Source organism: Lentzea sp. NPDC004782 (genome assembly GCF_040609115.1).
GTDB lineage: Bacteria > Actinomycetota > Actinomycetes > Mycobacteriales > Pseudonocardiaceae > Lentzea.
The window spans coordinates 116,464-138,793 of record NZ_JBEXJN010000007.1 but is presented as its reverse complement, the minus strand read 5'-3'; the positions used below and the strand labels follow the sequence as shown (position 1 = coordinate 138,793).

The following is a 22,330-nucleotide window of genomic DNA, read 5'->3' as shown; positions in this document are numbered from 1 at the left end:
GCATCGCCGCCATGACCCGTGCCGCCCAAGCCGAGCGCACCCGTGCCGCGATCCTCACCACAGCACGCAGGCTGTTCGCGACCCACGGGTACGACGCGACGTCGCTGCACACGATCGCGGACGAGATGGACGTGACCAAGGCGAACGTCTACTACTACTTCCGCACCAAGACGGCGATCCTCGAAGCGTTGCTGGACAACAGCGTCACGTACTTCGACCCGCTGCTGACCGAGACCGCGCAGCTCAAGGGCAAGCGCGCGAGGGCGGAGCACCTGGTCGCCGGGTTCGTCGACCAGGTCGTGGCGAACCGGGCGCTGTCGCCGCTCGGCCAGACCCACCCGAGCGTGCGGCGCAACGAGCGGATCAACGCCGAGCCCGCCCGGCTCGCCACCACCGCGATGCGGCTGCTCTACGGCGACGAGCCGACCGACGACCAGCGGGCCGCGTGGTTCCTCGCGAGCGACGTCGGCCCGGTGGTCGCGGGCCTGCCCCACCTGACCCACGACGAGCTGCGCGAGGTGCTCAGGCGGCTGTGCCTGCGGGTCCTGCGGGTGTGAGAGCGGCTAGGGGTGCATCCTGCGGCTGCTCCGCCCGCGGCTCCACAACCAGATCCCGACACCGGTCCCCGCCATGGCAGCGATGCCGATCAACCCGTCCGGGATGCCGCCGCCGCCCTTCTGCTGCTGTCCCGTGTTCTGCGTGACGACCTGCGGCGCGCGCGGAGGGGCGGGAGCGGCGGGAGCGGCGGACGACGAAGGTTGCGCGACCAGCGCCAGCGGGATCGCGTCGGTGTCGCCGAAGTCGACCATCCCGGTGGCTTCCAGCACCGTCATGTGGTCGAGCACGGTGTCCATGCAGACCTTGGCGTAGTCGCGGATCGCGGTGTTGCGCGTGCCGGTGCGCACGGTGGCGAGGAACTTGTAGACCACGCCGTGCGCCGCGCGCAGCCGGTTCGCGAAGACCTTGTCGAACTCGGTGCTGCGCGCGGGCGCGGCCTGCATCTCGTTCAGCCAGCCCTGCTGCGACTCGTTGGGCTGGGTGGGCAGCGTGACGTCGAGCGTCCGCGCGAGGTCGACGGTCCGCCGGTCCAGGTCGGCGTGCCCCTCGATCAGGTGACGGCCGGCCTCCTGCACCTTCGGGTTGGCCGACTTCTCCAGCGCCATCCGGCCGGCGGGACCCTCCCACAGTCCGGCGAGGGTCACCTTCTGCAGCAGGTCTCGCCCGGCCGGCCCCATCGGGCCGAACGGGGTCTGGACGTAGTCGGGCCCCAGATTCGACTGCGCGAACGCGGGTGGCGCACCGACCAGCAGCACCAGCAGGGAGATGAGCAGTATCCGCATGCCGGGAGGTACGGATGCGCCGAGGACCGCCGACCGTTGCACAGTGCAATGGTTATCGGTTCGTTACCAGAACCGATACTGCCAGACTGGGGGCGTGAGCGATGTCGACGACCTGACCGACGCGGTCCTCACCGCGTCCCGCCTGCTGATCGCCGTGTCCGCGCGGTCACTGGCGGCCGTCGAGGAGACGCTCACGCTGCCGCAGCTGCGCATGCTGGTGCTGCTCGACAGCCGCGGCCCCATGAAGCTCACCGCGCTCGCCGACCTGCTGGAGGTCAACCCGTCGACGGCCAAGCGCATGATCGACCGGTTGATCATCTCCGGCATGGCCGAGCGCGAGCCGAACCCCGCGACGAAGCGCGAGGTCGTGGTGATCGCGAGCGAGGAGGGCCGCCGGATCGTGGGCGAGGTGATGACCCGCCGGCGTGCCGAGATCAGCACGATCGTGGCGCGCATGCCGGAACACCTGCGCCACGGCCTGGTCGAGGCGCTGACCGCGTTCACCGAGGCAGGTGGCGAACCGCGCTGGTCTGCCCGCGACGCCGGCTGACTCAGCTCTCCGCGCGCTTCTTGAACGCCGCTCTCCACGACCCGCAGCCGGGTGCCGGCCCCCTCCGGCGTGAGGGTGAACTCGACCAGCGTGGTGTTGTCCGCGGTCAGCTCCTGACCACCGAACGCGCTGACCCAGTCGTGCCCGACGGCGACGAGGCCACCCACCACCCCGGCTCGGTCACCAGCTGCCAGACCCGCTCGGGGGCCGCCTCGATCAGGGTCTCGCGTTCGATCCGCTCCACGGTCACGACAAGCTCCCCACATCCACCAACAAGTGCAACCCCAGAGTTGCACATCCCCCGAAGATGTGCAACTCTGGGGTTGCGGGTTCCGGATGCGTTTCTCAGGGACGGGCGCCGAGCGAGCCCACGATCGCCGTGGTCACCGCGGAGGACTGACGGACCGTCCCCTTCTTCAGGCCGCCCTTGTCGTCCGCCTGGTCCTCGGCAACGACCTCCCGGGTGCCGATGAAGTCACCGTTGGCCGGGTCGATGATGATCTCGGCGAAGTCGTCGTAGTACCTCTTGCCGAGCGCGACCCCCTCCTTGCCGTCGAGGTTCGCCCGCTTGTCGGTCACGACCAGTCCGGGCAGCAGGGCGAGCGCGCGGAAGATCGTCGCGCGCACCTCGGCGGGGTACTGGCCCGACCGCAGCGCTTCGCGCGCCTCCGCGAACGCGCCCGCGTCGTCGGCGTGACCAGCCTCCCGGAGCTTCGCGAGCATGTCCTTCGGGTCCTTCGGCAGCGCGGCGACGAATCCGGGAGTCGGGTTGCTGAACGAGCCGACGGTGCAGCGGTCCGGGTACCCCTCGGCGAAGTAGGAGTACATGCCGCACTTGGCGACGAACTCCTGACCGTCCTTGAACGGGCCGCCGTCCGGCTTGCCCTCGCCCTCGTGACCGGGCAGCCACTTCACCGAGCCGATGTGGAACATCAGCTTCCACTCGTCGCGGCGGTCCGCCGGGATCCACTGCTCGTTCGCCATGTCGGTGCGGTACGCCTTGTCGGAGCCGTACTCCACGGTGATGCCGTCGTAGCGGGTTCGCACATATCGGTACTGACCAGGGGCGATGGGACGTTCGACGACGCGCGCGGCGAGATCGGCCGCCCTGGTCAGCTCCTCGGCGGCGGTCGCCGAGGAGCCGCTGTCGCCGACGGTCAGCGCGCTCAGGCCACCGGCGGTCAGCACGCCCACGGCGGCCGCGGCGGCGAGCCAGCGGACCCGGCGGTGCGGCCGGGCTCCGGCGGGCTGCTCCGCACGTTCTCGCAGCGCCGCGGCCAGCGCGTTCCTGCCGGCGGCGACGTCGAACTGGACGGGCTCGTCGGCGGCACGGGCGAGCGCGGCGTCGAGCACTCGGTCGAGGGTCTGGGGTTCGGTCGGCTCAGACATGGCTGTCCTCGGAGAAGTCGTGGTCGGTCGCGGCGAGACGGGTGCGCAGCCGGGCGCGGGCGCGGTGCAGCCTGGTGCGGACGGTGGCCACCGGGACGTCGAGCGCCACCGCGATCTCGGCAGGCGTGAAGTCGGCCCACGCGTTGAGCAGCAGCACCTCGCGTTCCTCGACGCGCAGTTCGGCGAGCCAGCCGGTGAGCGGCCCGGCGAGCACGTCCGCGTCGGCCGCGGCGCTCGCCCGGTCACCGATGTCGGCCTCGTCGGTGCGGGCCATGTAGGCCTTGCTCCACGCACGCAGCTTGCGTTCCTCCGCGCGCACATGGCCGCGCAACAGGTTCGTCGCCACGCCGTAGAGCCACGCGCGCACGGCGTCCGGCTCGTAGGTCTGCCCGGCGCGCTGGTCCCACAGCACGAGGAAGGCCTCGGAGACCACGTCCTGCGCGGTGTCGGCGCCGACCCGCCTGGCCACGTAGCGGTGCAACCGCTCGGCCGTCGATTCGTACAACGTCAGCAGCGCGGCCTCGTCCAGCACGGCGGGCGCCTCTCGGGATGTCAGCGCCACGGGCGCCACGTCGCTTCGCACACCCCTACCTGACCGCAGGCCCCAGGAGCGTTCCCGCCGTGTGCTCACCGCCACATGGTGGGGCCGGAGATCAGATCTCGCCGGGGAACGGGTACCGGGCCGCGAACTCGGGAGCAGTCAGGCCGAACAGCACCACGTCGTGATGGCGGCCGGCGAAGAACTCGTGGTCGCGCAGCCTGCCCTCCTCCGTGAAGCCGAGCTTGCGGTGGAACGCGAGAGAGGGCTCGTTGAACGCCCACACGCTCGCCTCGCACTTGTGGAACCGCCGCTCGCCGAACATGAACGTCAGCAGCAGCCGCACCGCGTCCGACCCGTAGCCGCGTCCTTTGTGGTCGCTGCCGATGGCGATGCCGTAGGAGAACCGGCCCGCACGGTGGTCGGTCAGGGCCGTCGACAGCGAACCCACGAGCACGCCGTCGGCCAGGGACTCGATCGCGAGCTGGAACCTGTCGCCGTCCGGCTTCTTCAGCGCGGCCTGCTCGGCCCATTCTCGTTGCCGCGCGGCCGAGAACGGCTGCTGGATCTTGTCCGCCCGGCGCATGTCCCCGGTGTTGCGGGCGAACGCCCCGAAGGCCTCCCAGTCCGCCGGTTCGATGCCGCGCAGGCGCACGAGGTTCCCCGTCCAGAATGAGCTCATCGCGTGATCGAACGACCACCCGATCGTGTCCGGCAACCGGATTACTACTATCTGGCCGATGACCGCCTACGACGATCTTGAGCTCGACACGACGGTGCTGCCGGAACGCCAGCAGAGGATCCTGGCCGCCATCCGCGACTGGGTGGTCGAGCACGGCTACTCCCCCAGCACCCGCGAGATCGGCGACGCGGTCGGCCTGAAGTCCTCCTCCAGCGTCTCGAAGCACCTGTCGGCGTTGGAGGACAAGGGCTTCCTCAAGCGCGGCGCGTCCGTGACGCGGCCGATGGACGTGCGGGTCTTCCTGCACGACACGATGTCGTCCTCACCGGCCTGCGGCGACTCGATCTCGGTGCCCGTCGTCGGTGACATCGCCGCGGGCACGCCGATCTCCGCCATCGAGCACGTGGACGACGTGCTGAACCTGCCGCGCGGGCTCGTCGGCCGCGGCGGCAACGTGTTCGCGCTGCGCGTCCGCGGTGACTCGATGATCGACGCCGCGATCTGCGACGGCGACATGGTCGTGGTCCAGCAGACGCACGAGGCGTACAACGGGCAGATCGTCGCCGCGATGATCGACGAGGAAGCGACGGTCAAGGTGTACCAGCGCCGCAACGGCCACGTGCACCTCGAACCGCGCAACCCCGACTACCCCGTGATCGACGGCGACAAGGCCGTGATCCTGGGCGTCGTGGTCTCGGTGCTGCGCAGCGTCTGACCCCGCCCACGTCTCCGCCCGGGAATACCTGCCGAACCTGTGCGTTAAGGTAGATGCAAACGCATAGAACCCAGAGGTTCAGCGCAGACAGAAGGAGGCGGGTGCCGTGCAGTTCGGAGTGTTCTCGGTGAGCGACATCACCAGGGACCCGGTGAGCGGCGAGACCCCCAGCGAGGCCGAGCGGATCGACGCGATCGTGCAGATCGCCGAGAAGGCCGAGGAGGTCGGGCTGGACGTGTTCGCGATCGGCGAGCACCACAACCCGCCGTTCTTCTCGTCCGCCCCCACCACGTTGCTCGCCCACATCGCGGCGAAGACCGAGAAGCTGATCGTCAGCACCGCGACGACGCTGATCACCACGAACGATCCGGTGCGCATCGCCGAGGAGTACGCGATGCTGCAGCACCTGGCGAAGGGCCGCATGGACCTGATGCTGGGCCGCGGCAACACCGCGCCGGTCTACCCGTGGTTCGGCCAGGACATCCGGCAGAGCCTGCCGCTGGCGCTGGAGAACTACAACCTCCTGCACCGGTTGTGGCGCGAGGACGTCGTGGACTGGGAGGGCAAGTTCCGCACGCCGTTGCAGGGCTTCACCTCCACGCCGCGGCCGTTGGACGACCTGCCGCCGTTCGTGTGGCACGGGTCGATCCGCACGCCGGAGATCGCGGAGCAGGCCGCCTACTACGGCGACGGCTTCTTCGCGAACAACATCTTCTGGCCGAAAGAGCACTACATGCGGCTGATCAAGTTCTACCGCCAGCGGTACGCGCACTACGGCCACGGCACGGAGAAGCAGGCCATCGTGGGACTCGGCGGGCAGGCCTACATCGCGAAGCGGTCGCAGGACGCGATCAAGGAGTTCCGGCCGTACTTCAACGAGGCGCCGGTCTACGGGCACGGGCCGAAGATGGAGGACTTCATGGAGATGACGCCTCTGTCGGTCGGCAGCCCGCAGGAGGTCATCGACAAGACGCTGACCTTCCGCGAGCACTTCGGCGACTACCAGCGCCAGATGTTCCTCATGGACCACGCGGGCCTGCCGCTCAAGACCGTGCTGAACCAGCTCGACCTGCTCGGCGAGGAGGTGGTTCCGGTGCTGCGCAAGGAGATCGAGTCGCGGCAGGACCCGGAGACCGCCAAGCCGCCGACGCACGCCCTGCGGCTCAAGGAGAAGTACGGCGACCAGCCCGCCCGTCAGCCGCGGCCGAACGCCAACCGGGGTGACAACGTCACGGGTGGCTCTCCGTACCAGGACTCGGAGTGACCAGAGCCAACGAGGCGTGGGAGTCCCTGATGAGGGCCTACGCCGTGCTGATGAAGCGGTTCAACGCGGAGGACGTCTGGGGCGAGGTGACGATGCGGGAGTACGACGTCCTCTACACGTTGTCCAAGTGCGACAGTCCACTGCGGATGAGCGAGCTGAACCGCCACGTGCTGCTGAGCCAGCCCGCCCTGTCCCGCATGGTCGACCGCCTGGTCGACCGCGGGCTGGTGCACCGCTGCACCGACCCCGGCGACCGCAGGGGTGTGCGCCTGTCGCTCACCCCCGAGGGCCGCGAGGTGCAGCGGGAGATCGGCCGCCCGCACGCCCGCAGCGTCGCCCGCGCCCTGAACGTGCTGACCCCGGAAGAACTCGACCAGCTCGCCGCCATCACCGGCAAGCTGGCCGGAAACGAGGAGCAATGACCACCCAGTTCCAGCTCGTGGTCGTCTCGGCGGGCACGAGCGACCCGTCGTCGACGCGGCTGCTCGCCGACCGCGTCGCCCAGCGCGTGGCCACGCTCGCCACCCAGAAGCAGCTGACCGTCCAGATCGCGACGATCGAGCTGCGCGAACTGGCGAGCGAGATCGCGAACGCGCTGGTGTCCAACCACATCGGCCCGAAGCTGCAGAAGGCGATCACCGCCCTGCAGCACGCCGACGGCGTCGTCGCGAGCACCCCCGTCTACAAGGCGGGCGCGAGCGGCCTGTTCACCTCGTTCTTCCAGATCCTGGACAACGACCTGCTGATCGCGAAGCCCGTCGTGCTCGCCGCGACCGCCGGCACGGCCCGGCACGCGCTCGTGGTCGACGACCAGATGCGTGGCCTGTTCGCCTACCTGCGCACCGTCGTCGTACCCACGTCGCTGTTCGCCGCGACCGAGGACTGGACCGACGGCGCGCTGAACAAGCGCATCGACCGCGCGGCCCTCGAACTGGTGGCGCTCATGGCCGCCGGGTTCGAGAAGACCGTGCGCGACGAGTCGTGGGGCCGCTACCAGCACGAGTTCGGCAGCGCCGGCGGCACCGAGCTGTCGATCGACCTGGACTCGGACCTGATGCGCCTCGCCGCAGGCGGTTCCGCGAACTAGACGCTTCCACGTCGATGAAGGGTTCCTTCCTCCACTTGAGGTGGAGGAAGGAACCCTTCATCGAGTTCGGCGGGCGGCTACTTGGCCAGGTAGGGCTCGATGTCCTCACGGCGCGACACGAGGTGGTCCGCCGTGCGCAGGGCGAGCGCGGCCATCGTGAGCGACGGGTTGGACGTGCCGAGCGACGGCATGCTGCCGCAGCCCACCGCGTACAGGTTGGGGTGGTCCCAGCAGCGCTGCCACTGGTCCACGACCGAGTCGCGCGGCGAGGAGCCCATGACGTGCGTGCCGCCGCCGTGCCCGGCGCCCCAGAAGCGCAACGGTTCGCCGTTGTGCTCGAAGTACCGTTCCTCGTCCGGCTTGTAGGAGGTGTAGTCCTCGGCCTTGAGCAGCTCGAAGAGGCGGTCCGAGACCCGTTTCGCGGCCAGCAGCCCGTCCTTGACGTAGTCGGACAGTCCGTAGTGGACAGACGGTCGCGGGTTGCCCAGCGCGTCCCGGTCCGCGCTCAGCGTGACGCGGTTGACGGGGTCGGCCTCCTGCTCGATCTCGAACTGCAGCGTGAACTGCCGTCCGACGCGGTGCGCGAGCGCGGTTCTCAGCGCGTTGCCGCGCAGTCCGGCCGCGACGAGCTCGGCCGTGTCGGAGTCGGGACTGCCGGCCGACCAGCCCCAGCCCCAGTTGCCGATCTCGATGCGGAACGGCGCCCGCGTGGCGCGTTCCCCACCGGCGCGGAACGCCTCGATGCTCGTCGTCGACCCCGGTCCGCGGAACGGGCCGATCGGGTGCGGCATGAGCGCCCACGTCAGCAGCGCCGGGTGGTCCATGAGGTTGCGGCCGACCTGGTCGCTGCTGTTCGCGAGGCCCGACATCAGCAGCAGCTTGGCGTTCTCGATGGCGTGCGCGGCCAGCACGACCACGTCCGCCTCGATCTCGTGCCGCGTGTGCCTGCCCGTGGTGTCGTCCTCGTAGCGCTGGTAGCCGACCTTGGTGACGCGGCCGAACTCGTCGGTCTCCAGCCGGTTCGCGACACATCTCGTGCGCAGCTCGACGTGCCGCGACCAGCGTTTCTGGGTGCGGTGCGGGGTGTACTTGGCGTTCTCCGGGCACACCGGCACACAGCTCGCGTAACCGGCGCAGAGGTGCCCGTCAGGCTGATAGCCGTTCGTCGGCACGCCGTTGCGCGCCTGCGGTGTGCCGGTGATCAGCAGTTCGCGCCCGTCGATGCGCGCACCGTCCACAACGGACGCGACGGCGTGGTCGAGATACGTGCGGGGCAAGGCGTGCATGGGATAGACGTAGCCGTCCGCGACGGGAACGTGCTGCCGTTGCTCGTCGGCGTCGGCCGCGACCCCGATCTCCCACTCCGCCGCGCGGTAGTAGGGCTCCAGGTCGTCGTAGCCGATGGGCCAGTTGCGGCCGTGCCCGAGGTCGGCGGTGCGGAAGTCCTCGGGGTGCATGCGGGGCGTGATGCCGGTCCAGACGGTGCCGGTGCCGCCGTTCATCCGCAGGTAGGGGCTCGAGTAGGCGGACGGCCCGGTGTTGACCAGGTAGTCGCTCGACGGCGCGGCGACCGTTCGCCGGTAGGGCGCGAGCGGTGACTTGACCCGCGCGGTCCGGAACCTCCTGACGGCCTCGTCGTGCTCGCCCTCGGCGCCGGCCTCCAGCACCGTGACGCGGAAACCGTTGTCCCCCAGCACTTTCGCGATGATCGAGCCGGCGAACCCCGCGCCGACGACCACGGCCCTCATGAGTCGGTGCTCCGCGGTCTGCGCTCCCAGCTGCCGAACCCAGGGCCGGCCGTGCCCGGCGCGGCGACCCCGACGGCCTTCCACGCGAGCCCCTCGGCGTAGGCGCGGGCACTCGGGATCACCCCGCGCCAGACGCCGGTGTACCAGAGCTCGATGATCTCGGCGTGCTCGGCGCCGCGCGCCAGCACCGCGTACTGCTCGACCAGTCCGGTCGACCTCAGCTCCTCCACCGAGAACCCGGTCAGCTCGGCGGACAACTCCACGAAGGCGTCCATCCCGACATCCTCGACGGCGCGGCCCCGCCACGCCCGGCCCCTCACCCGCGTGGCGCAACCTCCATCTCGCCCAGCAGCGACCAGTCGTCCTGCTCCAGCGTCGCGTTGACGATCCGCGGCGTCTCTGCGAGGTACGGCGGCAGCTCCTTCTGCGCGGTGCGGAAGTGTTCGGACTGCACGTGCGCACCACCGGCTTCCCCGTCGCGGAACGCCTCGACCAGCACGTACTCGGTTGCGTCGTCCAGGCTGCGGGACCAGTCGAACCACAGACAGCCGGGCTCGGCGCGGGTGGCCTCGGTGAAGCTGCGGGAGATCTCGGGCCAGGCGTCGGCGTGCTCGGGCAGGACGCGGAACTTGGCGGTGATGAAGATCAAGACGGCCTCCTTCGGATGATCGCGCTCCAACCCTACGGCTGAGTGCGCTGGTCGCGCGGGACCAGCGAGCCGTCCGCCGCCATCTTCAGGCTCGCCGGGCCCTGCCGGACCATCGCGGCCACGGCGGCGTCGAAGGCCGCGTCGATCTCGGCCTGGTTCGGCGGGGTCACGAGGAACCCCTGCATGACCAGCTCCTCGCGCACGGTCTCGGCGGTGAGGCCGAAGACCTCCTCGGCGAGGTCGTACTCGTCCTCGTCCTCGTACCGCACCTCGGTGCCGTCCGCGGACCACTCGGTGAAGCGGAACGAACCCGCACCCGAGTTCTGCTCGAAGACGGCCACCGGCCGTCCGGCGGCGAACTCCAGCAGGGCGTCCTCCTCGATCCGCTGGTCGCAGACGATCGTGGCCTCCGGCAACACCGCCACGTAGGCGTACTGAGGGAGCGGGTAGAGGACGTCCGCCAGCGTGCCGTCCGCGGCCGGCTCGACCGCGCAGTCCGGCCGCAAGGCGCGGATCACCGCTTCCGCCGCGTCCCGGTCCGGTTCACCACCGTTGCGCAGCGCTTCCCAGAGGTCCCCGATCACCGCAACAGCGGCCTTCGCACCCATGAGCCGACCACAACCTGCGGGTCCGGCAATCCTGCGCGATCATCGGCGGCGTGCCCGAGATCGACACCCGCAGGCGGAACCTGGTCGTCGCGGCCGTCCTGCTCGCCATGCTGCTGGCGGCCCTCGACCAGACGATCGTGTCCACCGCGCTGCCGACGATGATGGCCGACCTGGGTGGCGGCGCGCACCTGTCGTGGGTGGTGACGTCGTACCTGCTCGCCGAGACGATCATGACGGTGCTGATCGGCAAGTTCGGCGACCTCTACGGGCGCAAGAAGACGTTCCTGGTCAGCGTCGTGCTGTTCCTGGTCGGGTCGTTCTTCGCGGGCTGGTCGGAGTCGATGGGCGTGCTCATCGCGTTCCGCGCGGTGCAGGGCCTGGGCGCGGGCGGGCTGATGGTCACCTCGACCGCGATCATCGCCGACGTCGTGCCGTTGCGGGAGCGCGGCAAGTTCCAGGGGTTCGCGGGGGCGGTGTTCGGCATCGCGACGGTCGCGGGACCGTTGCTCGGCGGGCTGTTCGTCGACCACCTGAGCTGGCGGTGGGCGTTCTACGTCAACATCCCGCTCGGCGTCGCGGTGGTGCTGGTGGCGGTCGCCGCGCTGCCCTCGATCAAGGCCGACGGGCACCCGAGGATCGACTACGCGGGCATCGCGCTGATCGCGCTCGCGGCTACCGGGTTGACGCTGGTCACGAGCTGGGGCGGCACCGAGTACCCGTGGACGTCGCCGACGATCCTGTGGATGGCGGCCGGGTCGGTGGTGCTGCTCGTCGCGTTCGTGCTGGTGGAGCAGCGCGCGGCCGAACCGATGCTGCCGATGAGGCTGTTCCGCAGCCGGGTGTTCACGGTGTCGGGGATCCTGAGCTTCGTCGTCGGGTTCGCGATGCTCGGCGGCATCACCTACCTGCCGATCTACCTGCAGTACGTGCGCGGCGAGTCGGCCACCGCGTCCGGTCTGTGGATGCTGCCGCTGATCGCCGGACTGATGGCCACCGCGCTGGTCACCGGCAACGTCATCAGCCGCACCGGCAAGTACCGGGCGTTCCCGCTCGCCGGCTCGATCGGGCTCGCGATCGGCATCTTCCTGCTGTCCGATCTGGACGTCGACACGAGCTACTGGGTGATGGGCGCGTTCATGGTCGTGCTGGGCGCGGGCATCGGCCTGGTGATGCAGGTGCCGGTGATCGTCGTGCAGAGCACCACCAACTACTCCGACCTCGGCGTCGCCACGTCCGGCATCAGCTTCCTGCGCACGATGGGCAGCTCGTTCGGGGTCGCGCTCTTCGGCACGATCTACGCGAGCCAGCTGCCCAAGCACCTCGTGGTGCCGCCGGGCGTCGACCCGCGCGCGATCGCGAGCCCGGCTGCCGTGCACGCGCTGCCCGACGCCATCAAGGCCCCGATCGTCGCCGGGTACGCCGAGACCGTGCAGACGATGTTCCTGATCGCCGCGCCGATCGGCCTGGTCGCACTGCTGGTGGCGTTCTTCCTGCCGCAGGTGCAGCTGCGGGACACCTCACGCGCCGCCGCCACCGGCAGCAGCGGTGTGGGCGAGAGCTTCGCCACGCCGCCGTCGAACTCCTACGACGAGCTGCGCAAGCTCGTCGCCACGGTCGTCTCGAAGTCCGCGGAGGACCCTGGCCTCGCGGTGCTGCGCCGTTCCGGCGTCGACCTGCCGCTGGAGCAGGCCTGGCTGCTCGGCCGCGTGTACCGGGCGTCGACGGACGACGGCATCGCGACGCTCGACGAGCTCGCCGAGATGACCGAGGTGCCCGGCGGCATCTTCGAACCGACCGCGCGGGAGCTCGTGCGGTCGGGGCACCTCGCGTCGCACGACGGCGGCTACCGGTTCACCGACCTCGGCGCGGGCGTGTTCACGCAGCTCGTGCACGCGTGGCGGCAGTGGCTGCTCGACCAGCTGGAGGACTGGCACGAGCCGGACCAGCGCGACTTCGCGCAGGCGCTCGACTCGTTCACCGACGAGCTGATCGAGAGCGGCCGCCGGCTGAGCCGCGTCTAGGCCGCCCGAGCTCGGCGTGCCGGGTGCTCGATGAAGGGCTCCTTCCTCCACCTGACGTGGATGAAGGAGCCCTTCATCGACCTCGGGTGGGCCGCGCTCAGAGCTTCGCGGCCAAGGCTGCGGCCTCCGAGGTGCGGCCCTGGTCCTCGTACAGCTCCAGTGCCCGCGTCCACTGCTCGCGTGCCTGCGCGGTCTCCCCCACCGCGGCCAGCACGTCGCCGAGGTGCTGGCGGACGGTCGCCTCCTCGGCGGAGTTGTCCAGCTCCCGGTACAGCGCCACCGCCTCGCGGTAGTGCGCGACGGCGTCGGCGTGCCTGCCGTCGTGGTGCGCGATGTGCGCGAGACTGTCCAATGTGGCTGCCGCACCCTCGGCGTGACCGAGCTTGTTGTTGAGCAGCATGGCTTCCTCGCAGTACTCACGTGCTTCGGCGTACCGGCCCAGGCACGCGTACCGCCAGCCGACCTCGTTCAGCGACTCGGCCTCGCGGATCTCGGAACCGGCCGCGCGGAACTTCTCCAGCCCGGCCAGCGAGTGCTCCAGCGCCTTGCCCAGGTCGCCCTCGAACTCCGCGGCCCACGCCATCGCCCGATGCGCGCCGCCGTGCGCCGCGTGGTCGCCGGAGTCCGCGAACAGCTCCAGGCTCCGCTCGAAGTGCCGGTGCCCCAACGGTGACTGGCCCAGCTCGACGTAGTTCGCACCGAGGCACATGTGGGCGGTCGCCTGTTTCGTCTCGTCGCCCAGCGCTTCGGCCGCGCGCAACGCGCCGAGCCACGCCTCGACGTCGTCGAGCGTGCGTCCGCGCCTGATGTGGTAGTTGCTCAGCGTGCGGCCGAGCATCCACGCAACGTCGAAAGCGCCGCGCGCCAGCGCTTGCCGTTGCTCGGTCATCAGGCAGGCGTGCTCGGCGTCGAACCAGGCCATCGCCGTGGCGTTGTCCGCGAATGTCAGGGCGTGGCCGCTTTCGTGCTCCGGCAACGGCTTGTGCGGCTCCAGCGTCAGGGCCGCCGCGCGCGCCGTGGCCGCGTAGAAGTCCGCCAGCCGCGACCCGGCGTCGGCGGCGAGATCCGCCGCGTACAGGCCCACCAGGTCGTGCATGCGGTACCGGCCGGGCACGTGCTGCTGCACCAGGTGCGCGTTCTCCAGCTCCCGCAACACCATTCGCGTCCTCGCGACCGGGCGGTCGACCAGCGCGGCGACCGCCGCGAGCGAGACGTCCGCCGTGCCGACGGTGCCGAGCAGACCGAACGCGCGGGCCGCCTCGTCCGACAGCGCCGCGACCGACCACGAGAACACCGCGCGCAGGTTCGTGCCGATCTCACCGGCGTCGAGCGCGTCGAGCGGCTGCTCCCGCAGTTCCTCCGCGAACGCCGCCAGCGGGAAGTCCGGTTCCATCGCCGCCCGCGCGGCGACGATCGACAGCGCCAGCGGCAGCCCTCCGCACCAGCTCACGAGGTCCGCGACCACGTCCGGTTCGGCCGCGATCCGCTCGGCGCCGAGCCGCACCGACAGGAACTCGTGGGCGTCCTGCGGGTGCAGCACGTCCAATGACACCGACCTGGCCCCGTGCGCGGCCACCAGTCCCGCGAGCTTCAGCCGGCTCGTGACGAGCACGGTCGCGTCCGGACCCGGCAGCAGCGGCACGACCTGCTCGGTGGAGCGGGCGTTGTCCAGCACCACCAGCATCCGCCTGCCCGCGACCAGGCCGCGGTAACGTGCCGCCCGCGCGTCCAGCCCTGCCGGAACCGTCTGCTCCCCCAACGCCTCCAGGAACTCGCGCAGCACCGTCTCCGGCGGCGTCGGCTCGGCGGACGGGTCGAAGCCGCGCAGGTTCACGTACAGCTGACCGTCCGGGAACCGGTCGAGGTGCCGGTGCGCCCAGTGCAGCGCCAGCGCGGTCTTCCCGATGCCGCCCGTGCCGCCGATGGCCGTGATCACGACCGTCCCGGACGGTTCGAGCGCCTTGAGCTCCTCCGCACGGCCCGTGAACCACGGGTGCGGCGCTGGCAGCTGCCTCGGACCCTGAACGGGACGTTCCAGGCCTCCGGCGAGGATCAGCTGATGCACTTCCTGCAACGGTTTGCTCGGGTCGGCCCCGAGCTCGTCGGCGAGCGTGCGGCGCACGGTTTCGTAGTGCCGCAACGCCTCCGCGTCGTTGCCCGACCGGTGCAGGGCCAGCATCAGTTGCGCGGCAAGGCGTTCGTCGTGCGGCCGTTCGTCCACCGCCTGCCGCAACGAGGGCAGCAGCGCGGTGTGCCGGCCGTCCGCGAGCGCCGCGTCGTTGCGGTCGAGCTCGGCGGCGACGCGTTCGGCGTGCAGGCTCTCCCGCAGCGCGTCGAACCACGGCGACTCCAGCCCTTCCAGCGCCTGCCCGCGCCACAGTCCGAGCGCCTCGTCGAGGGCACCCTGCCGCACGAGTGCGCGGAAGCGGAACAGGTCGACGTCCGACGGGTCCACCGCGAGCCGGTAGCCGGTGGGAGAGCGCTCGATGTCCAGGTTGAGCAGCTTGCGCAGCTTCGACACGTACCCGTAGAGCGTCTCGCGCGCCCGCAGCGGCGCGCGTTCACCCCAGACGCGGTCGACCAGGCGGTCGACCGGGACCGGCCATCCCTGTTCCACCAGCAGCGCGACCAGCACGGACCGTTGCCGGACGTGGCCGATCTCGACCACCTGGCCCCGGTCGCGCACCTCGACGGCACCGAGCAGCCCGAACTCCAAGATCACCCCTCAACAGCGGATTCAAGGTTCATCCTAGGTTCACCCTTGATCGAACGGGCAACATCGGCACCGCAGGAAGGCCCCGGTCACCACCGACTCGGCAGCCCAGCCACGGGGCCTTCCCCCGCGCACCTCATCCGAAAGATCACCCGACCAGCCCAGGGCGCGGCCGTTCCTCCACATGCGACCCTGGAGTCGATGAGCACCACGCGAATCGGGTCGTTCAACGTGGAGAACATGTTCGAGCGCCCCAAAGTGATGGGCCGCAACGCCACCAGGCACGCGGCCCCGGTGCTGGCCGCCCACGCCCGGTTCAACGAGCTCATCGCCGCCGAGGCCTACACGCCGGAGGTCAAGGAAGAACTGCGGGAACACCTGGCGACGCTGGAGTTGCTGCGCAGCGACCGCAGCAGGTACGCGATCCTGCGGCGCATCCGCGGCCGGTTCCTGGCGCGGCACCGGACCGGCGAAACCTCAGTCGTGGCAAGCGGTCGCGAGTCGTGGGTCGGCTGGGTCGAGCTCACCACCGAACCGATCAGCGAGCTCGCCACCCGCCACACCGCGCAGGTGATGCGCGACGTCGGCGCGCACGTCCTCGGCGTGGTCGAGGCGGAGTCCCGCGAGCTGCTGCACATGTTCTCCGCCAGCATGCTCAAGCACGTCGGCTGGACCCCGTACGAGGAGGTCCACCTGATCGACGGCAACGACGAGCGCGGCATCAACGTGGGCCTGCTGACCCGCGACGCGCACGAGGTCATCACGATCCGCACGCACGTGTACGCGCGGGACAACACGGGCGTGATCTTCTCCCGCGACTGCGCCGAGTACCACGTGCGCACCCCGTTCGGCCCCGAGGTCGTCGTGCTGGTGAACCACCTGAAGTCCAAGGGCTACGGCGCCCCCGGCGACCCGATCGGCGCCCGCCGCCGGTTCCGCCAGGCGGTCCGCATCGCCCGCATCGTGAACCGCCTGCGCGACGAGGGACACGAGCACATCGCCGTCGTCGGCGACCTCAACGACACCGCCGACAGCGAGGCCCTCCGCCCGCTGTTCCAGCGCACCGGCCTGCGCGACATCAGCGAACACCCGGACTTCGACTGGAACCACCGCCTCGGCACCTACCGCGGCGTCAACGAGAAGGGCAAGATCGACTACGTCCTGCTCACCCCGGAGCTCTTCGCCAAGGCGGTCGGCGGCGGCGTCTTCCGCAAAGGCGTGTGGCGCGGCCCGCGCACCAAGAACCGTTGGGACATCTACGACACCCTGACCGACGAGGTGCACGCGGCCAGCGACCACGCCGCGATCTACGCCGACATCGACTGGTCCCGCTAGTGCGGTGACCACTGACCTTTACCGCGTTTCCCGGCGGTCAGACGGGTGCATCGTGGTGCCGGGCCCCGTGTCCTCGTACTGGGCAACGCCAGGAACTCGAGAGTGCTGGGGCGTGTTGTGTCCTGGCGGTTGGTTGCCGCGCCCGAGGTGGCCGTGATGGTGGATGAAGGGCTCCTTCCTCCACCTGGTGTGGATGAAGGGCGCCTTCATCCACGTCGCCGCGCGCCCGGCGAGGCCTGATCGCACGGTGCACGGCAGTGCGGCGGATCTGGTACGCCCGGCGGGAGCGGCGAACCCGGCCGGGATGAACGGCGCTTGAGTTCCTGACATTGGTTGTACGGGGCGCGGGGCCGGAGGTGCCCTGCTGAGCGCCGGGAAACCCGGTGAAGATCGTGGTCACCGCACTAAACCACTTCGACGGTCACCTCGACGACGTCGCCGGGCCCGATGTCGTTCCTCTTGCGCACGGCCGCCTTGATCGGCAGCACGTAACAGCCGGACTGCTTGTCCGGGAACACCGACGTCGACCAGGTGCTCGCGCCCACGCCCGCCCTGACCTTGACGCTGCCGAAACCCGCGCCGGGTGTGGCGATGTCGCGGATCTGGTCCGAGACGTCCTCGGGCAGGGTCACGAAGGTCCACGTGTCCATGCGCCTGGCATCCCAGACCCACAGCTCGGCGTCGAAGACGAACATGGCCCTGATTCTCCCCGGGGCAGGTGTGACGAGCGCGTGACGAACGCCACCGACCGGATCGGTCGGTTTACCTACCGATCCGGTCGGTAAACGTCGTAAAGTCGTGGGTATGCCACGACAGCCAAGGACCGGGGTCGACGAGAAGATCCTCGACGCCGCCGCCGCACTCTTCGCGCGGCACGGCTTCGAGCAGACGTCGCTCAAGGCCCTCGCCGATGCCGTCGGCCTGTCCAAGGCCGGCCTGCTGCACCACTTCCCCAGCAAGGAAGCCCTCTTCGAGGCCGCCAGGGAGCAGAGCCGCGTGCTCAGCAGGCACGTGGCGGACATGGTCGCGCCGATGCCCGCCGGGCCCGCGCGCGAACGGCGGGCGCTGGAGCTGCTCACCGACATCGCGCTCGACCGGCCGGGTCTGGTCGCGCTGCTGTTCCGCGCGATCTCCGCGCCTGGCGAGGAGACGCGGCAGGCGCAGGACGAGCTGCTGCTCAACGAGATGTTCGTCATCGAACCCGAGAAAGAACTGGAGCGCGCGGTCCGGATCGTCGGCGCGCTCAGCGCCATGGCCGTGCTCACCCTCCTGGCCAACCAGGAGGGCGACAAGACGACCTGGCGACCCCTGATCCTCGCTACCTGCTACGACGCACTCGGGCACCGGGAGGCCTGACCACCATGGCGAAACTGCTCTACAAGCTCGGACTCGGTGCCCACCGGCACCGGCTCCCGGTCGTGCTGATCTGGTTGCTGGTGCTCGTCGGCGCGGGCGCCGGAGCGTTCACGCTGGGCGGTGAGACGTCGAACTCGATGTCCATCCCCGGCCAGGAGTCGACCACCGCGCTCGAACGCATCCAGCAGAAGTTCGGCTCGGGTGAGACGGCGTCGGCACGGGTCGTCGTGAAGGCGCCGGACGGGCAGAAGCTGCCACAGCACCTCAAGGCGATCACCGACCTCGTCAGCGACGAGGCCGCGGTCAAGGGCGTCCGGAGCGCGACCAACCCGCTCGACAAGGCCGCGCCGAGCGTCAACCGCGACCTCACCGTCGGGTACAGCACCGTGACGTTCGACGCGAAGCCCGGTGATGTCACCGGCGACCAGCGGGCCGAGCTGACCAAGGCCGTGGACAAGGCGCGGGCGAGCGGGCTGACCGTCGAGGTCACCGGCACCGCGATGCAGGAGCCGCCGCACGTCGGCGGACCGGCCGAGGCCGTCGGTGTCGTGCTGGCGCTGGTCGTGCTCGCGCTGACCTACGGCTCGCTGGTGACGGCGGGCATGAACCTGCTGACGTCCGCGATCGGCGTCGGCATCGGCACGCTCGGCATCACCATCGCGTCCGGGTTCATGGACCTGCAGTCGACCACGCCGGTCCTCGCCTCGATGCTGGGGCTCGCGGTCGGCATCGACTACGCGTTGTTCATCATCAACCGCTACCGCCAGGAGCTGCGGCGCGGCTCCGACGTCGGTCACGCCGTCGCGACCGCGGTCGGCACCGCCGGGTCCGCCGTCGTCACCGCCGGTCTGACCGTCGTGATCGCGCTGGTGGGCCTCGCGATCGCGGGGATTCCGTTCCTCACGCAGATGGGTGTCTCGGCGGCGGCCACGATCATCGTCGCGGTGCTGATCGCCGTCACGCTGGTGCCCGCGGTGCTGAGCCTGCTCGGCCGCCGCGTGCTGACCCGCAAGGAACGCTCGGCCGCGCCCGCGGAGCACACCGACCGCGGGGTCATCCGCGGCTGGGCGAAGACCGTCACCCGCAACCGCGTCGTCGCGCTGCTGCTGTCGGTCGTCGCGCTCGGCATCGTCGCGATCCCGGTGGCGTCCATGGACACCACGCTGATCCAGAAGCCGCCGGCCGGTTCGACCCAGGAACGCGCGGACCGGATCCTGGCGCAGGGCTTCGGCGAGGGCTTCAACGGGCCGATCATCGTGCTCTTCGAGGGCAACGGTGCCGCCGCGACCGCCACCAGGGCCGCCGAGCCCATCGCGAAGATGTCCGACGTCGCCCTGGTGACGCCCGCCCAGCCGAGCCCGGACGGTTCCGCCGCGCTGGTCACGGTGATCCCGAAGTCGGGCCCGGACAGCACCGCCACCGAACAGCTCGTCGCCGACCTGCGCGCCGAACTGTCCCATGTGGACGGCGCGAAGGCCTACGTCACCGGCGCCACCGCGGTGAGCGTCGACGTGGCCACGTCCCTGGACCGCGCACTGCCGATCTACCTCGCGGTGGTCGTCGGCCTGGCGCTCGTCCTGCTGGTCCTGGTGTTCCGCTCGCTGCTCGTGCCGCTCGTGGGCGTGCTCGGCTTCCTGCTGACCATCGGTGCCTCGCTGGGCGCCACGGTGGCGGTCTTCCAGTGGGGCTGGCTCGGCGACGCGGTGAACCTCGCGAGCACCGGCCCGCTGATCAGCCTCACGCCGATCCTGGTGATCGGCATCCTGTTCGGGCTGGCGATGGACTACCAGATCTTCCTGGTGTCGCGGATGCACGAGGCGCACCACCGCGGCGCCAAGCCGGTCGAGGCCATCACGACGGGCTTCCGCCAGGCCGCCCCGGTGGTCGTGGCCGCCGCGCTGATCATGTTCTCGGTGTTCGCGGGCTTCGTCCCCGCGGGCGAGCCGACCATGAAGTCGATCGCCTTCGCGCTGGCCGCGGGGATCTTCGTGGACGCGTTCGTGGTCCGCATGGTGCTCGTGCCCGCCGCGCTGGCCCTGATCGGTGAGCGCGCCTGGTGGCTGCCGAAGTGGCTGCGCTGGCTGCCTGAGCTCGACGTCGAGGGCACCGCGCTCGACTCGTTCGAGCAGAAGCCCGAACGGGAACCCGTCCCGGTCGGCTGATCGCGGCCGCACCCGGTCAGGCGACGTGTCCGCTGTGCGTGGCGGAGTGCAGCGTCGCCGGCCGGGTGCGTTCGGCCAGCAGCCGCCGCGCCCAGCGGGCCACCGTGCGGGGCGGCGGGTCCACCGCGCCGCCCAGGTGCGCCACCACGGTCAGGTCGACGGCACCGGGTTCCTCGACCGCCATCGCCCACCCGTGGCACTCGGTCCACAGCAGGGCGACGTCGCGGTCCGGGTGGTCGGGCAGCCTGCCCTCCACCGCGATGTACACCCGCAGGGGGCTGTCCCGGTCGACGCAGGACGACTCGCCGCTCAGGCCCAGCTCCCGCGTGACCCGCAAGGCGTAGTCCAGCGCCGTCGTCGCCACGCCCGCCGGTTACCCCGTTCGGCGGGATCTAGTCGCACTTCCGCAGCCGCGGCAACCCGACGAAGATCGTGGCGTAGGTTCACGATCGAGGAGGCGCGCGCCGTGGGACTTCGCAGCGAGCAGTGGTACGCCGGTGACGACCGCAACGCCTACATCCACCGGGCCTGGATGCGCCGCGGCACGCCGTCCGACGCCTTCGCCAGACCGCAGATCGCGATCGCCAACACCGCCTCCGACCTCACGCCGTGCAACGCGCATCTCAACGAGGTGGCGGCATCGGTGTCGAACGGCGTGCACGAGGCCGGCGGCATCCCGTTGAACCTGCCGGTCGTGTCACTCGGCGAGACCAACGTGCGGCCGACCGCGATGCTGTGGCGCAACATGGCCGCGATGGCCGCCGAGGAGATGCTGCGCGCCAACCCCGTCGACGGCGTGGTGCTGCTCGGCGGGTGCGACAAGACGATTCCCGCGCTGCTCATGGCCGCCGCGTCCGTCGACATCCCGGCGGTCGTGGTGCCGGGCGGGCCGATGCTGACGGGGACGTTCCGCGGGGTGCCGCTGGGCTGCGGCACGGACGTCTGGCGACTGTCGGAGGAGGTGCGCGCCGGGACGTTGTCGCAGGAGGCGTTCATCCGGTCCGAGTCGGCGATGATCCGCAGCCGCGGCCACTGCAACACCATGGGCACCGCCTCGACGATGGCGCTGGTCGCGGAGGCGCTCGGCACGGTCGTCCCCGGTGTGGCGGGTACCCCGGCGCCGGACAGCAGGCTGCTGGAGGCCGCGCACGGCACCGGCCGGCTGGTGGTCGAGCTGGTCGAGAAGGACCGGCGGCCCAGCACGTTCCTGACCAAGGCCTCCTTCCACAACGCGATCGTCGCGCTGGCGGCGATCGGCGGCTCGACCAACGCCGTGGTGCACCTGCTCGCGATCGCCGGACGGCTCGGGGTCGACCTCGCGCTGGACGACTTCGACCGCATCGGGTCCGGGGTGCCGCTGCTGGTGGACCTCCAGCCCGCCGGCCGGTTCCTGATGGAGGACTTCCACCGCGCGGGCGGGCTGCTCGCCGTGCTGCGGGAGGTGCGCGACCTCCTCGACCCGGAAGGCCTGACGGTCACCGGGCAACCGCTCGTCGACCACCTCGACGACGCCCCGATCTGGGACCCGGAGGTGATCCGCAACCGGGCCGAGCCGATCATCGCCGAGGGAGGGATCGCGGTGCTGCGCGGCAACCTCGCGCCGTCCGGTGCGCTGGTCAAACCGGCCGCCGCGTCACCGCGGCTGTTGCAGCACCGGGGAAAGGCCGTGGTGTTCGACAGCATCGAGGACTTCCACGCCCGCATCGACGACCCCGATCTCGACGTGGACGCGGACTCCGTGCTGGTGCTGCGCGGCTGCGGCCCGCGCGGTTATCCGGGCATGCCGGAGGTGTCGAACCTGCCGCTGCCCAAGAAGCTCCTCGCACAGGGCGTGCGCGACATGGTCCGGGTCTGCGACGGGCGCATGAGCGGCACCGCCTACGGCACGGTCGTGCTGCACGTGGCCCCGGAAGCCGCCGCCGGCGGTCCGCTCGGGCTGGTCCGCACCGGTGACGTCATCGTGCTGGACGTGGCGAACCGCCGGATCGACGTGGAGGCACCGGACTTCGCGCACCGGACGCCGAGCGCCGCGATGACCGAGGCGTTCGCGAAACCGAGGCGCGGCTGGGAGCGGCTCTACATCGACCACGTGCTGGGCGCCGACACCGGGGCCGACCTGGACTTCCTGGTCGGTTCCAGCGGCAGCGAGGTCACCCGCGAGTCGCACTGAACC

24 protein-coding genes are annotated in these 22,330 nt (G+C 70.6%); 12 read left to right on the top strand and 12 right to left on the bottom strand.

All coding sequences use genetic code 11. The features are described from left to right. Positions 1-11: 11 nt before the first annotated feature. Positions 12-557: a helix-turn-helix domain-containing protein gene (locus ABZV40_RS09120; protein ID WP_355437794.1), complete on the top strand. Its 546-nt coding sequence runs from the start codon at positions 12-14 to the stop codon at positions 555-557. Between the two features lie 6 nt (positions 558-563). Here ABZV40_RS09120 and ABZV40_RS09115 read toward each other — a convergent pair whose 3' ends face one another. Continuing rightward, a complete protein-coding gene (locus tag ABZV40_RS09115) occupies positions 564-1,340 on the bottom strand; it encodes a DUF4142 domain-containing protein (protein ID WP_355437792.1) in 777 nt (258 codons plus the stop codon). Between the two features lie 94 nt (positions 1,341-1,434). Here ABZV40_RS09115 and ABZV40_RS09110 point away from each other — a divergent pair, with 94 nt between their 5' ends. After that, positions 1,435-1,890 carry a MarR family transcriptional regulator gene (locus ABZV40_RS09110; RefSeq protein ID WP_355437790.1) on the top strand — a complete coding sequence of 152 codons (456 nt, stop codon included), beginning with the start codon at positions 1,435-1,437 and terminating at the stop codon, positions 1,888-1,890. Between the two features lie 106 nt (positions 1,891-1,996). Here ABZV40_RS09110 and ABZV40_RS09105 read toward each other — a convergent pair whose 3' ends face one another. The 4 genes from ABZV40_RS09105 to ABZV40_RS09090 all read right to left on the bottom strand — a co-directional run bounded on the left by ABZV40_RS09105 (position 1,997) and on the right by ABZV40_RS09090 (position 4,499). Then, on the bottom strand, positions 1,997-2,140 hold the full coding sequence (locus ABZV40_RS09105) for a hypothetical protein (protein WP_355437788.1): 144 nt from the start codon (positions 2,138-2,140) through the stop codon (positions 1,997-1,999). Positions 2,141-2,235: 95 nt separating this feature from the next. Further along, positions 2,236-3,279: a CU044_5270 family protein gene (locus tag ABZV40_RS09100; protein ID WP_355437786.1), complete on the bottom strand. Its 1,044-nt coding sequence runs from the start codon at positions 3,277-3,279 to the stop codon at positions 2,236-2,238. Continuing rightward, positions 3,272-3,841: an RNA polymerase sigma factor gene (locus tag ABZV40_RS09095; protein WP_355437784.1), complete on the bottom strand. Its 570-nt coding sequence runs from the start codon at positions 3,839-3,841 to the stop codon at positions 3,272-3,274. Before ABZV40_RS09095 ends, ABZV40_RS09100 begins: the two co-directional genes overlap by 8 nt. A 91-nt stretch (positions 3,842-3,932) precedes the next feature. Beyond that, entirely contained in the window at positions 3,933-4,499 is a 567-nt protein-coding gene (locus ABZV40_RS09090; protein ID WP_355437782.1) for a GNAT family protein, read from the bottom strand. Positions 4,500-4,557: 58 nt separating this feature from the next. Between ABZV40_RS09090 and lexA the strand changes: the two genes are divergently transcribed. The 4 genes from lexA (at position 4,558) to ABZV40_RS09070 (ending at position 7,565) form a co-directional block, all read left to right on the top strand. Next, on the top strand, positions 4,558-5,214 hold the full coding sequence (lexA, locus tag ABZV40_RS09085; protein ID WP_355437780.1) for a transcriptional repressor LexA: 657 nt from the start codon (positions 4,558-4,560) through the stop codon (positions 5,212-5,214). Between the two features lie 106 nt (positions 5,215-5,320). Further along, positions 5,321-6,478: an LLM class flavin-dependent oxidoreductase gene (locus ABZV40_RS09080; protein WP_355437778.1), complete on the top strand. Its 1,158-nt coding sequence runs from the start codon at positions 5,321-5,323 to the stop codon at positions 6,476-6,478. Further along, a complete protein-coding gene (locus tag ABZV40_RS09075) occupies positions 6,475-6,900 on the top strand; it encodes a MarR family transcriptional regulator (protein WP_355437776.1) in 426 nt (141 codons plus the stop codon). Before ABZV40_RS09080 ends, ABZV40_RS09075 begins: the two co-directional genes overlap by 4 nt. After that, positions 6,897-7,565: a CE1759 family FMN reductase gene (locus ABZV40_RS09070; RefSeq protein WP_355437774.1), complete on the top strand. Its 669-nt coding sequence runs from the start codon at positions 6,897-6,899 to the stop codon at positions 7,563-7,565. Before ABZV40_RS09075 ends, ABZV40_RS09070 begins: the two co-directional genes overlap by 4 nt. A gap of 77 nt (positions 7,566-7,642) precedes the next feature. Here ABZV40_RS09070 and ABZV40_RS09065 read toward each other — a convergent pair whose 3' ends face one another. The 4 genes from ABZV40_RS09065 to ABZV40_RS09050 are packed head-to-tail and all read right to left on the bottom strand — an operon-like array spanning position 7,643 to position 10,570. After that, positions 7,643-9,313, bottom strand: a complete 1,671-nt coding sequence (locus tag ABZV40_RS09065) for a GMC family oxidoreductase (protein ID WP_355437772.1) — start codon at positions 9,311-9,313, stop codon at positions 7,643-7,645. After that, entirely contained in the window at positions 9,310-9,588 is a 279-nt protein-coding gene (locus ABZV40_RS09060) for a hypothetical protein (RefSeq protein WP_355437770.1), read from the bottom strand. The genes ABZV40_RS09065 and ABZV40_RS09060 overlap by 4 nt, the downstream gene beginning before the upstream one ends. 41 nt (positions 9,589-9,629) lie before the next feature. Next, complete coding sequence (locus ABZV40_RS09055; RefSeq protein ID WP_355437768.1) at positions 9,630-9,962, bottom strand: putative quinol monooxygenase; 333 nt, start codon at positions 9,960-9,962, stop codon at positions 9,630-9,632. A 32-nt stretch (positions 9,963-9,994) separates the two neighbouring features. Next, a complete protein-coding gene (locus ABZV40_RS09050; RefSeq protein ID WP_355437766.1) occupies positions 9,995-10,570 on the bottom strand; it encodes a hypothetical protein in 576 nt (191 codons plus the stop codon). 50 nt (positions 10,571-10,620) lie between these two features. On the opposite strand from ABZV40_RS09050, the gene ABZV40_RS09045 reads away from it, so the two are divergent. After that, a complete protein-coding gene (locus tag ABZV40_RS09045; protein ID WP_355437764.1) occupies positions 10,621-12,591 on the top strand; it encodes an MDR family MFS transporter in 1,971 nt (656 codons plus the stop codon). 97 nt (positions 12,592-12,688) lie between these two features. Here ABZV40_RS09045 and ABZV40_RS09040 read toward each other — a convergent pair whose 3' ends face one another. Beyond that, positions 12,689-15,313 carry a BTAD domain-containing putative transcriptional regulator gene (locus ABZV40_RS09040; protein ID WP_355437762.1) on the bottom strand — a complete coding sequence of 875 codons (2,625 nt, stop codon included), beginning with the start codon at positions 15,311-15,313 and terminating at the stop codon, positions 12,689-12,691. 192 nt (positions 15,314-15,505) lie between these two features. Between ABZV40_RS09040 and ABZV40_RS09035 the strand changes: the two genes are divergently transcribed. Both ABZV40_RS09035 and ABZV40_RS09030 read left to right on the top strand, forming a co-directional pair. Continuing rightward, positions 15,506-16,639: an endonuclease/exonuclease/phosphatase family protein gene (locus tag ABZV40_RS09035; RefSeq protein WP_355437760.1), complete on the top strand. Its 1,134-nt coding sequence runs from the start codon at positions 15,506-15,508 to the stop codon at positions 16,637-16,639. A 163-nt stretch (positions 16,640-16,802) separates the two neighbouring features. Beyond that, positions 16,803-16,958 carry a hypothetical protein gene (locus ABZV40_RS09030; protein ID WP_355437758.1) on the top strand — a complete coding sequence of 52 codons (156 nt, stop codon included), beginning with the start codon at positions 16,803-16,805 and terminating at the stop codon, positions 16,956-16,958. 85 nt (positions 16,959-17,043) lie between these two features. Here ABZV40_RS09030 and ABZV40_RS09025 read toward each other — a convergent pair whose 3' ends face one another. Further along, positions 17,044-17,334, bottom strand: coding sequence for a DUF1905 domain-containing protein (locus ABZV40_RS09025; RefSeq protein WP_355437756.1), 291 nt, complete (start codon positions 17,332-17,334; stop codon positions 17,044-17,046). Between the two features lie 109 nt (positions 17,335-17,443). On the opposite strand from ABZV40_RS09025, the gene ABZV40_RS09020 reads away from it, so the two are divergent. Then, positions 17,444-17,995 carry a helix-turn-helix domain-containing protein gene (locus ABZV40_RS09020; protein WP_355437754.1) on the top strand — a complete coding sequence of 184 codons (552 nt, stop codon included), beginning with the start codon at positions 17,444-17,446 and terminating at the stop codon, positions 17,993-17,995. Positions 17,996-18,000: 5 nt separating this feature from the next. Further along, positions 18,001-20,157 (top strand): MMPL family transporter, encoded by a 2,157-nt coding sequence (locus tag ABZV40_RS09015; RefSeq protein WP_355437752.1) that lies wholly within the window; start codon positions 18,001-18,003, stop codon positions 20,155-20,157. Positions 20,158-20,173: 16 nt separating this feature from the next. Here the strand turns inward: ABZV40_RS09015 and ABZV40_RS09010 are convergent, their stop codons facing one another. Further along, positions 20,174-20,521: a DUF6292 family protein gene (locus ABZV40_RS09010; RefSeq protein ID WP_355437750.1), complete on the bottom strand. Its 348-nt coding sequence runs from the start codon at positions 20,519-20,521 to the stop codon at positions 20,174-20,176. Between the two features lie 102 nt (positions 20,522-20,623). Here ABZV40_RS09010 and ABZV40_RS09005 point away from each other — a divergent pair, with 102 nt between their 5' ends. Beyond that, positions 20,624-22,327, top strand: coding sequence for a dihydroxy-acid dehydratase (locus ABZV40_RS09005; protein ID WP_355437748.1), 1,704 nt, complete (start codon positions 20,624-20,626; stop codon positions 22,325-22,327). Positions 22,328-22,330: the final 3 nt, after the last annotated feature.

What these genes read in the sequence shown, in the direction of transcription:
- ABZV40_RS09120 (WP_355437794.1), top strand. Translation starts at nt 12, where the DNA reads ATGACCCGTGCCGCCCAAGCCGAGCGCACCCGTGCCGCGATCCTCACC.
- ABZV40_RS09115 (WP_355437792.1), bottom strand. Translation starts at nt 1,340, where the DNA reads ATGCGGATACTGCTCATCTCCCTGCTGGTGCTGCTGGTCGGTGCGCCA.
- ABZV40_RS09100 (WP_355437786.1), bottom strand. Translation starts at nt 3,279, where the DNA reads ATGTCTGAGCCGACCGAACCCCAGACCCTCGACCGAGTGCTCGACGCC.
- ABZV40_RS09090 (WP_355437782.1), bottom strand. Translation starts at nt 4,499, where the DNA reads ATGAGCTCATTCTGGACGGGGAACCTCGTGCGCCTGCGCGGCATCGAA.
- lexA (WP_355437780.1), top strand. Translation starts at nt 4,558, where the DNA reads ATGACCGCCTACGACGATCTTGAGCTCGACACGACGGTGCTGCCGGAA.
- ABZV40_RS09070 (WP_355437774.1), top strand. Translation starts at nt 6,897, where the DNA reads ATGACCACCCAGTTCCAGCTCGTGGTCGTCTCGGCGGGCACGAGCGAC.
- ABZV40_RS09065 (WP_355437772.1), bottom strand. Translation starts at nt 9,313, where the DNA reads ATGAGGGCCGTGGTCGTCGGCGCGGGGTTCGCCGGCTCGATCATCGCG.
- ABZV40_RS09060 (WP_355437770.1), bottom strand. Translation starts at nt 9,588, where the DNA reads ATGGACGCCTTCGTGGAGTTGTCCGCCGAGCTGACCGGGTTCTCGGTG.
- ABZV40_RS09050 (WP_355437766.1), bottom strand. Translation starts at nt 10,570, where the DNA reads ATGGGTGCGAAGGCCGCTGTTGCGGTGATCGGGGACCTCTGGGAAGCG.
- ABZV40_RS09035 (WP_355437760.1), top strand. Translation starts at nt 15,506, where the DNA reads ATGAGCACCACGCGAATCGGGTCGTTCAACGTGGAGAACATGTTCGAG.
- ABZV40_RS09030 (WP_355437758.1), top strand. Translation starts at nt 16,803, where the DNA reads ATGAAGGGCTCCTTCCTCCACCTGGTGTGGATGAAGGGCGCCTTCATC.
- ABZV40_RS09025 (WP_355437756.1), bottom strand. Translation starts at nt 17,334, where the DNA reads ATGTTCGTCTTCGACGCCGAGCTGTGGGTCTGGGATGCCAGGCGCATG.
- ABZV40_RS09020 (WP_355437754.1), top strand. Translation starts at nt 17,444, where the DNA reads ATGCCACGACAGCCAAGGACCGGGGTCGACGAGAAGATCCTCGACGCC.
- ABZV40_RS09015 (WP_355437752.1), top strand. Translation starts at nt 18,001, where the DNA reads ATGGCGAAACTGCTCTACAAGCTCGGACTCGGTGCCCACCGGCACCGG.